The following is a 5,881-nucleotide window of genomic DNA, read 5'->3' on the forward strand; positions in this document are numbered from 1 at the left end:
CCGCTTGCCCAGCACAATCTCGTTGATCCGCCGCGGCGGCACACTGAGGCTCTTGGCCGGAGCCCCGTTGGCCCTTGGAAGTCTATCCGGTACCGAATTTCGGGGTAGGACGCATCGTTCTTCGCGGCAACCCCTTGCATGCCGCGAACGCTTGCGTTACACTACTGAACCATATGGTTCAGTATCTGACGACCCGACTTGATACTGCGTTCGCCGCGCTCTCGGACGCCACGCGGCGTGGCGTTCTGGAGCAGCTCGGCCGAGCCGACGCTTCGATCACGGACCTTGCCGAGAAGTTCCACATGACGCTCACGGGCATGAAGAAGCACGTCGGCGTTCTGGAGCAGGCGGGGCTCGTCACCACGAAGAAGATCGGACGCGTGCGGTCGTGCCAGCTGGGCCCGCGCCGATTGGAGGAAGAGACGGCCTGGCTCGAGAGGTATCGCCAGCGCTGGGACGAACGCTTCGACGAGTTGGACAAGGTTGTCGAGGAACTCACACGAAAGGAGAAGAGCGATGAACGCAAGAAACGAAAGTGAGCCCGGCCCCGTGAAGAACCGCACCACGGTGGAACGGAAGTCGGACCGCGAGGTGGTTGTCACACGGACCATCAACGGCCCGGCGCGCATCGTGTTCGAGGCATTTACCAAGGCCGAGCTGCTCAAGCGTTGGTGGGTGCCCAAGTCGATGAAAATGACCCTGCTGTCCTGCGAGGTGGATGCTCGTGTCGGAGGCAAGTACCGATTGGTATTCGACCACGGTGGCCCCGAGCCTGCCGCGTTTTTCGGCACGTATGTCGAAGTGAAGCCGTATTCGCGCCTGGCGTGGACCAATGAGGAAGGCGAGGCCGGGCCTGTCACCACGGTGACCTTCGAGGAAAAGGGCGGCAAGACGCTGGTGGTCCTGCATGAGAACTATCCTTCGAAGGAAGCGCTCGACGCTGCCGGCACCGGAGCAGCCGATGCAATGGGCGAGACGTTCGATCAGCTGGACGAGCTTCTCGTCGCCTTGGGTGAGAGCTCGGGGCAGTAACAGAGACGTGGATCTCGCGGTCGGTCGTCCGATAGTCCCGGCTCACACTGGCTGGGGCTATCGGGTCCCACGGTACGTAGTCTCATCTGTCCCGACATGAGTGCGTGGGCGCCATCTGACGACTCGCGCCTCAGCGGGCGGGCCGGCCGCGGGACCCGCCAGCCATCACCAACCCAGCGTTACCCCGAAGCGTTAGGCGAGCGTCACGCGGCCGTGCCCGCCGCTGCAGGCGCGAGTTAGACAGCGGCCGACGGCTGAGCCGCGCTTCCGCCTCGCTCATGGACGCTTCAGGAATCTGAAGTACAAGGCGCCGCATGCGAGGACGATTCCGACATTCACCGCCAGCCGTTCCCAGAACCGGTGCCTGAAGAACAAGACATCGACCACGACGATCCCAACTGCCATCAGCATGACGTAGAGTGCGGTGGTCGTGTGGCTTCTCATTTCGGTCCCCGCCCAGAAATTCGGCGTACCAGCCGCTGCCTAACGACTCGCGCCTCAGCGGGCGGGCCGGCCCCCCAGCCACACAACACCTGCATTACCTCAATTGCACTCACCAGCCAGTACGAGCCGAAGACGCCCGCCGCTGCAGCGCTGGTTAGGCCGCAGGGGCCGGTCCGAGCGCCCAGAGCATGGCCCACGCTACCAGCAGAGCCACGACTGCAAACACCAGTGCGATGAGCGGCTGGGGCGGCCCCCACACGAGCGCCGAAAGGCCGACCCACGCCGACAGCGTGATCACCCATGCGATTCGCAGCCGCCGGAACAGAGAGCGCCACCGATACCGCGTGACCACGGCCGCGAAGCACAGCAGCCCGCATGCGAGCTGGATCCCCGTCTCCAGTTGCTGCCCGCTTGTCCCCGCCTGGTGGAGGTTGCGCACGCCTCCCGCGACCGTCCACCAGCCCAGGGCGAGGACCAGCAGTGCGGCGCACACGGAAAGCCCGCGCCGCGCTACCAAGCGGTAGTTCAAAGGGAACTCCTCGCCGCCTAACGACTCGCGCCTCAGCGGCGGGCGACCGCCCGCCAGCCACACAACACCTGCATTGCCTCCGTTGCTCTCACCAGCCAGCCGACCCGCGAGCCGTGCGCGCCCGCCCGCTACAAGCGCTGGTTAGGCAGACTCAAGCGGTCCGGGGCTTGGCGCGATAGCGCACCTCCGCCAGCCCCTCGAAGTCCGCATCCTGGGTCCACAGCGTGGCCTCGTGCTGGCGGGCGGTCGCCAAGACGACGCTGTCGGCGAGCGGGAGCTTGCTGTCCGCGCTGAGCTTGGCCGCCGCCAGCGCCAGCGGTCCGTCCAGGTCGACGACCCGCCCCTGCTGCATCACCGCCACGGCGTGCAGGGCCGGCCCTTCGCCCCGCTGCTGATAGACCCGCTTGAAGACTTCAAAGAGCGTGATGGACGGCACCACCAGATCAGCCGTGGCTTGGATCGGCGGGGCGAAGGCCCCGGCGTTGGGGCCGTCCGCGAAGTACTCCAACCACGCCGAGGAATCGACGACGTTCACACGCGGTCCCGCTCCCGCGGCACCCGCGTGTCGATCCCCTTCAAGAAGCCGCGCATGGCCTTGATGGGGCGCACCGGGATGAATTCAATGCGGTCGAGAAACTGCACCGCTTCGATCTTCTGGCCGGGCTTCAGCCCGAGGGCCTCCCGGATCCGCTGCGGAATCACCACCTGATACTTCGGGGACACCGTGACGACCATCCCACTCCTCCCGTACAACGATTTCGCAATCTATCGCGATATCGTCATACCGGCAACGGCCGGCGCTTGAGTCTGCCTGACGACTCGCGCCTCAGCGGGCGAGCGACCGCCCGCCAAGCGCACAACACCTGCACCGCTTCAGGTCAACTCACCAAGCGCACCGCAAACCGCGTAGCCCCCCGCTGCAGGCGCTGGTTAGGCTGCACCCCTGATGTCCGCCCACACCAGCCAGTGGCGCTCCAGTTCACCGGCCCCGCGCCCCTTGAAGAAGAGCTGCGCGGCGACGTTGTCCTCCGCGACGTTCACGCAGACCTTGCTGGCGCGCTGCGCCGCGAACCACCCTCCGAGCTGGCTCAACAGCTCGGTGGCAATCCCTTGGCGCCGATATTGCGGCGCCACCCACAAATACTGCACTTCCCCATCGCAGGCGTAACGCCGGGTGAGGTGTCCGGCGATGTACCCAACCACGGAGCGTCCGCTGACCGCTACGTAGACCACGCGGAGCGCAAGCGCGTGCTGCGGGTGATGGGTGCCTTGCACGTAGGCCGCCAAGCGTGAGTCACCGGGCTCAGAGGCGGGATCCGTGGATCGAGCGCGGGTGATCTCGGGAACGTCGCCTTCACTCGCCTGCCGGTACCGCAGTTCAGGCCGAGCCGGTTCGATGTCTTGGGTTGCGTCCTCGGACATGGGCCCGCCGGTGTCAGACGGTGCAGCCTAACGACTCGCGCCTCAGGGGCGGGCGACCCGCCAGCCTGGCGCAAGACGCTTGCACTACCTCCGCTCAACTTGCCAGCCACCCAACCCTCAAGCCCCGCGCGCCGGGCCGCTGCAGGCGCTGGTTAGGCGGCGCCCCTTTGGACGCCCGCGGGAGGGCCAGCTTCCGGGGCAACCCATCGTTGAGGTACAGGCAGCGGTTGTCGGCGGTAGACCCGATCCTCGCGCTGCGCAGTAACCAGAGAACGGCGCGGGGTCCGGCCGCCGCCGCATTCCGGGGGCTCGCGCGCCGGAACCCAGTCACTAGATTGTCTCGTGCTGGCCCCTATGTGCCACCTATAACCAAGGAGGTGATCCAGTGTCTAATGACCTTACGAAGGCGCGGATCGCCGGTAGCCGGTAGCGCATTGGCATGAACTGACGACCGACGCATCCGCGCCGATCGGTCATTCGCAGGAACGAGGTCCAGCGTGCCAAGGGGGCGCGCTGGACCTCGCGCATTCTCGGCGCCGCGCCCCTCGCCACCTAACGACTCGCGCAGCGGCGGGCTGGCCGCGGGCCCCGCCACGAACCACCAACTAGCCTAACCTGGGAGCGTTAGGCGGGCGGGCGTCACGCGCCCGTGCCCGCCCGCAGCAGGCGCTGGTTAGGCCGCACGCGACGGCCACGCCCGCCGGTGTGTCAGTGGAGCCGACGGACCCTGGGACCTCGCTCTGGCAGAAGGGCCTGAACGATCGTCGCCTCAACCATCAAAGAACTCCTGCAATTCCAGTGCTCTGAGCCACCCATACCCATCCAGACAATGTCCGTGGCGACGGGAACCGTCACCTCAACAGCGACCGAGGCGCCGGCCGCGCTATCGCGAGCTATCAGGCTCACAGCGACTCGGCTACGAAACCCCTGCGGGTTGATGTGACCGCGGCCGCCCACAGACCCCGGGCAGAGCATGAAGTCGGCATTGCCGTCGTTGACGGCGTCGCGGTGCGCGGTGAGCGTGTGCGCCACCGTATCGGCCTTTGTCACGGTGAAACCGAGTCCGGTCACTGCCGCCGCGGTGAGGGCGATAACCTCACGCGCCGTATGTGGCACCCACAGACGCGACGGGTCGGGTTGGGCCGAGTGGCAGGCCGAAAGCGAGGTCGCCAACCCCAGACAGATGGCCATCATGCGCCCACGGATCACGGTCCTAGCCCCCCGGCGTGCGGCCTAACGACTCGCGTGCCGCGGGCAGCGCGACGCCTTTGGTCAGCAACCAGAGCGTCAGGACGACCTCGAATACGAACATCGGAAGCCACATCAGCCAGGTGATCGTGGACGCCCAGCTAAATGAGCCCCCGAGCAGCCCCGCCCGTTGCATCGGGAGGAGCGCGACGAGCAATAGCGACGCCAACACACCGAGCCACGCCAGGGCCGCCGGGATCATACGGCCCCGGAGAAGGAGCCAGGCAAACAACGTGCTACCTACAGCAAAGAAGATCGCGGCGTCGTGACTCGGAATGGCTTCGATGACGCGGCAAGTGAGAGCAAGCAGGGCTAGGTCCGCGTCCACGTCGCGCGTAATCGCGTACAGTGTCACACCTAGCACGAGGGCGCAGAGGGAGGTCAGTAGCGCAAGCGCTGCCGTCGCGTGCGGCCTGGCCTGAAGCCCCATGCCCGCCACTCCAGCAGCGATGTAGAGAAGAAACGCGATGCCGGCTAGGCGTGCGTTCGTCGTGCGCGTCATGTGCCCTCCAGCCCCCGGCAAGTTGCCTCACCCGCGTGTCCGTCACCGCGCCCGCGGCCCCCTCGGGGGCGCCGGCTCGGCGCGGCCTAACGACTCGCGCCTCAGCGGCGGGCCGGCCGCGGGCCCCGCCATCAACCACCAACTCAGCCTAACCTGGGAGCGTTAGGCGGGCGTCACCCGGCCGTGCCCGCCGCTGCAGGCGCGAGCTAGACGGCGCCGCGCAAGGTGTGCTCCGTGTCGCAAAGTACTTGACGTAGCGAAGTTGGTGCGCCATGTTCTGTCCGTCCCCTACGAGGGCAGGTACTCGATGGCGGAGCGCTCACTCTGGGATCGTAGCTGCATGGTTCTCGCGGCCGTGTTGGGGCTAGCCATTGGGTGGCTCGATATTCATACCACGGAAGTGAGCGTTACGATTGCGGCCCTGCTTGCTGCGGGCGTGGTCTGCGGCCTGGTGCAGCCACGGGCGCCCTGGCGCTGGGCCATTCTGATGGCGCTCGGGCTCCCGGTCGTAGCGGCTGCCGCGCGGTTTGCCAAGGTCGTCACGCCAGAACCGATCCAGCTTGATCCGCGTGTCATGCTGGTAGCGGCCGTATTTGCGCTGGTCGGCTGTTACGTGGGGGCGCTCATGCGGCGCGCGGTTGGGTTGATCACTGGAGCGACCCCTGCCCCGTGAGTGCGCGGGTCGGGCCCGGCGCCGCCTAACG

At 66.8% G+C, this 5,881-nt stretch carries 8 protein-coding genes; 3 read left to right on the top strand and 5 right to left on the bottom strand.

Features of this window, described 5'->3' with window-relative positions; all coding sequences use genetic code 11:
- Positions 1 to 173: 173 nt before the first annotated feature.
- Both VMF70_05515 and VMF70_05520 read left to right on the top strand, forming a co-directional pair.
- A complete protein-coding gene (locus tag VMF70_05515) occupies positions 174 to 539 on the top strand; it encodes a metalloregulator ArsR/SmtB family transcription factor (protein HTT67468.1) in 366 nt (121 codons plus the stop codon).
- Between the two features lie 10 nt (positions 540 to 549).
- Positions 550 to 1,032: an SRPBCC domain-containing protein gene (locus VMF70_05520; GenBank protein ID HTT67469.1), complete on the top strand. Its 483-nt coding sequence runs from the start codon at positions 550 to 552 to the stop codon at positions 1,030 to 1,032.
- A 598-nt stretch (positions 1,033 to 1,630) separates the two neighbouring features.
- Here VMF70_05520 and VMF70_05525 read toward each other — a convergent pair.
- The 5 genes from VMF70_05525 to VMF70_05545 form a co-directional block, all read right to left on the bottom strand.
- Complete coding sequence (locus VMF70_05525; GenBank protein HTT67470.1) at positions 1,631 to 1,969, bottom strand: hypothetical protein; 339 nt, start codon at positions 1,967 to 1,969, stop codon at positions 1,631 to 1,633.
- Positions 1,970 to 2,156: 187 nt separating this feature from the next.
- A complete protein-coding gene (locus VMF70_05530) occupies positions 2,157 to 2,540 on the bottom strand; it encodes a type II toxin-antitoxin system VapC family toxin (GenBank protein ID HTT67471.1) in 384 nt (127 codons plus the stop codon).
- Positions 2,537 to 2,740: an AbrB/MazE/SpoVT family DNA-binding domain-containing protein gene (locus VMF70_05535; GenBank protein HTT67472.1), complete on the bottom strand. Its 204-nt coding sequence runs from the start codon at positions 2,738 to 2,740 to the stop codon at positions 2,537 to 2,539. Before VMF70_05535 ends, VMF70_05530 begins: the two co-directional genes overlap by 4 nt.
- Positions 2,741 to 2,935: 195 nt before the next feature.
- On the bottom strand, positions 2,936 to 3,427 hold the full coding sequence (locus VMF70_05540; protein ID HTT67473.1) for a GNAT family N-acetyltransferase: 492 nt from the start codon (positions 3,425 to 3,427) through the stop codon (positions 2,936 to 2,938).
- A gap of 1,213 nt (positions 3,428 to 4,640) precedes the next feature.
- Positions 4,641 to 5,177: a DUF4386 family protein gene (locus tag VMF70_05545; GenBank protein ID HTT67474.1), complete on the bottom strand. Its 537-nt coding sequence runs from the start codon at positions 5,175 to 5,177 to the stop codon at positions 4,641 to 4,643.
- A gap of 340 nt (positions 5,178 to 5,517) precedes the next feature.
- On the opposite strand from VMF70_05545, the gene VMF70_05550 reads away from it, so the two are divergent.
- Complete coding sequence (locus VMF70_05550; GenBank protein HTT67475.1) at positions 5,518 to 5,850, top strand: hypothetical protein; 333 nt, start codon at positions 5,518 to 5,520, stop codon at positions 5,848 to 5,850.
- Positions 5,851 to 5,881: the final 31 nt, after the last annotated feature.

This window comes from Gemmatimonadales bacterium, from assembly GCA_035502185.1.
Lineage (GTDB): Bacteria > Gemmatimonadota > Gemmatimonadetes > Gemmatimonadales > JACORV01 > Fen-1245.